This window comes from Streptomyces sp. (assembly GCF_050698815.1).
Taxonomy (GTDB): domain Bacteria; phylum Actinomycetota; class Actinomycetes; order Streptomycetales; family Streptomycetaceae; genus Streptomyces.
The window spans coordinates 1-3,195 of sequence record NZ_JBOHCV010000181.1; the positions used below are offsets into that span (position 1 = coordinate 1).

The following is a 3,195-nucleotide window of genomic DNA, read 5'->3' on the forward strand; positions in this document are numbered from 1 at the left end:
GCGCTGCCGGGAGGGGCCCGGCGCCTGACCCGCCCAAATCCGGATGACGGCGCGGATGCCGCCATGCCACCATTTCCAGCGGCGCACCACGGCCCCGCGGGGCCGGGTCCGGGAATCAATACCGCCGGGCGGGCGTTGTCAAGGCAGTGGACCGAGAACCCACGCACGTGATGGCGGCTGGAATACTGCGACCCCCTCTCCCACCGACGTAAGGATCCAATGACCTTCTCTTCTTCCCTTCCACAAGATGGCCTGCGTGTCGCCGGGACCGACGACCGTCAAGCTGACGCCCTGCTGGAAGAGGACGTTGCCTGGAGTGACGGGATCGACGGGGACCGCGACGGCGCAGACGGCGCACAGTACGACCGCTCCGACCGGGCGGCCCTGCGGCGAGTGGCCGGGCTCTCCACCGAGCTGGAGGACGTCACCGAGGTCGAGTACCGGCAGCTGCGCCTGGAGCGTGTGGTGCTGGTCGGCGTCTGGACCTCTGGCACGGCGCAGGACGCAGAGAACTCTCTGACGGAGCTTGCCGCGCTGGCCGAGACGGCGGGAGCATACGTCCTCGACGGGCTCGTGCAGCGCCGCGACAAGCCCGATCCGGCGACGTACATCGGTTCGGGCAAGGCGCTGGAGCTGCGCGACATCGTGCTGGCGAGCGGGGCGGACACCGTGGTGTGTGACGGTGAGCTGAGCCCCGGCCAGCTGATCCACCTCGAGGACGTCGTCAAGGTCAAGGTCGTGGACCGTACGGCCCTGATCCTCGACATCTTCGCGCAGCACGCCAAGTCCCGTGAGGGCAAGGCGCAGGTGTCGCTCGCCCAGATGCAGTACATGCTGCCGAGGCTGCGCGGCTGGGGTCAGTCGCTCTCCCGGCAGATGGGCGGCGGCGGCTCCGGCTCCGCGGGCGGTGGCATGGCGACCCGTGGTCCCGGTGAGACCAAGATCGAGACGGACCGGCGGCGCATCCGCGAGAAGATGGCCAAGATGCGCCGGGAGATCGCGGAGATGAAGACCGGCCGTGACATCAAGCGGCAGGAGCGGCGCCGCCACAAGGTGCCGTCGGTCGCCATCGCCGGATACACCAACGCGGGCAAGTCCTCACTGCTCAACCGCCTCACCGGCGCGGGCGTGCTCGTGGAGGACGCGCTGTTCGCCACCCTCGACCCGACCGTGCGCAAGGCCGAGACCCCCACCGGACGGCTGCACACGCTGACCGACACCGTCGGTTTCGTCCGGCACCTGCCACACCACCTGGTGGACGCCTTCCGGTCCACGATGGAAGAGGTCGGCGACGCCGATCTGATCGTGCACGTGGTGGACGGCGCCCATCCGGCCCCCGAGGAGCAGCTGGCCTCGGTGCGCGGGGTGATCCGCGACGTGGGGGCGGACGGGGTCACCGAGATCGTGGTCGTCAACAAGGCGGACACGGCCGACCCGCTCGTCCTGCAGCGGCTGCTTCGCGCCGAGAGCCGCGCACTGGTGGTCTCCGCCCGTACCGGGCAGGGCATCGAGGAGCTGCGCGAGCTCATCGACGAGCAGCTCCCGCACCCCTCGGTCGAGCTGGAGGTCCTCGTCCCCTACACGGCGGGCAAGCTGGTCTCGCGCGTCCACGGGGAGGGCGAAGTGCTCTCCGAGACGCACACCGGGGACGGCACGCTGCTCAAGGCCCGGGTGCACGCGGAGTTGGCCGCCGAACTGCGCAAGCACGAGTACGGGACGGCCGCCGCCGAGCGGCTGTAGGGCAAGCTCGGGCGGATGCGGAACGCGGCATGACGGTGGCCGGGGCCCGGCCCTCAGTGATTCTGAGGGGCCGGGCCCCGGCCACCGTGCTGTACGGGTCGTGCGGGCGTCGGTCAGTTCTTGCCCGCGTACTTCTTGCTGATCGCGTCGAAGACGTTCTTGGCGGTCGGCCCCAGTCGTGGTCCGGCCAGCCAGGTGGCGGGCCGCGGGCCGATGGAGTTCACCGAGACCAGCTCGGCCTTGCCTCCCTTGCCCTCCATGAACCAGCCACCACCGGACGAACCGCCGGTCATGGTGCAGCCGATGCGGTACAGCGCGGGCTGCGACGGGTCGATCGTCAGCTTGCCCGGCTTGTCCGTGCAGCTGAACATCCGCGCCCCGTCGAACGGCGGCGCCGCCGGGTAGCCGTAGGAACTGAGGCCCGAGAAGCGCTCCGTCCTCGGAGCCTTGAAGTTGATCTTCACGGCGGCCCCGACGGTCTCCTCGAGGGACTTGCCCGTCTGCCGTTCGGGCTTCACGTGCAGCACCGCGAAGTCCTGCTGGGAGCCGCCACCGCCCGACTGCGCGCCCTCGTCCATCCAGTAGTTGGTGGTCTGCGCCCACGCGCCCCACCACTGCCCGTACGGTGCGACGTCCTGCGGCTGGGCGCTCTGCACCTGCGCGGGGGACAGGCCACGGTTGTTGTACGCGGGCACGAACATGATGTTGCGGAACCAGCCGCCGCTGCTGCCCGAGTGCACACAGTGCCCGGCGGTGGCGACCAGGTTGGACTTGCCCGGGTTGCGCGGGTCCTTGACCACGGTGCCGGAGCAGACCATGGGGCCCCTCGGTGTGTCGAAGAAGACCTTGCCGGCGGGCGCCGCGCTGCGGGTGTACGGGGTCTTGACGCCCCTCGCCTTCACCGCACGGGGCTCCGGGTCGGTGCTGCCCGCCCCGGAGGAGGTCTCGACGTCGGCGGGGACCGTCTTCCCGTTGTCCTCCGCCTTCTCCATCCGGTCCGGCTTCCAGTGGCCCTTGATGTAGGGGTTGGCGAAGTCGGACGCCTCACGGACCCACTGGTCCTTGTCCCAGTTCTTCCAGGCCCCGCCGCGCCACTTGTCCAGGTCCTGGAGTGAAGCGGGAAGGTCTTTGGGCAGGTCCTTCGGTAGGCCGAGGTCTTCGGCCGAAGACGCCTCGGCGGAGGGCTTGGACCGCGCGTCCGTGCTGGAGTCGCCGTCGCCGGACTGGCAGGCGGTCGCGGTGAGGGCGAGGGCGGCGGCTGTCGCGGCCACGGCCAGGACCGGACGTCGGCGGCCCTGCCTGCGTATGGATGACATGGAAGAGATCCCCCTGGAACGGATCATCGAGTGATGGATGAGATGAGCTGAGCTGAGTGCGCAGCTGCTGGACGTACGTGCTCGCTCGCGGCGGCACGGTGCGCCGCGGGACGGGTGGGTGAGGGCCACGGCCCTCACC

General features: G+C 70.2%; 2 protein-coding genes. One reads left to right on the forward strand and one right to left on the reverse strand.

The genetic code is table 11. The features are described from left to right. Positions 1 to 219 precede the first annotated feature (219 nt). Positions 220 to 1,740, forward strand: coding sequence for a GTPase HflX (gene hflX / locus ACRDP3_RS06755; RefSeq protein ID WP_431515912.1), 1,521 nt, complete (start codon positions 220 to 222; stop codon positions 1,738 to 1,740). Positions 1,741 to 1,853: 113 nt separating this feature from the next. On the opposite strand, the gene ACRDP3_RS06760 is transcribed toward hflX, so the two are convergent. Then, complete coding sequence (locus ACRDP3_RS06760; RefSeq protein WP_431515913.1) at positions 1,854 to 3,056, reverse strand: trypsin-like serine peptidase; 1,203 nt, start codon at positions 3,054 to 3,056, stop codon at positions 1,854 to 1,856. Positions 3,057 to 3,195 lie beyond the last annotated feature (139 nt).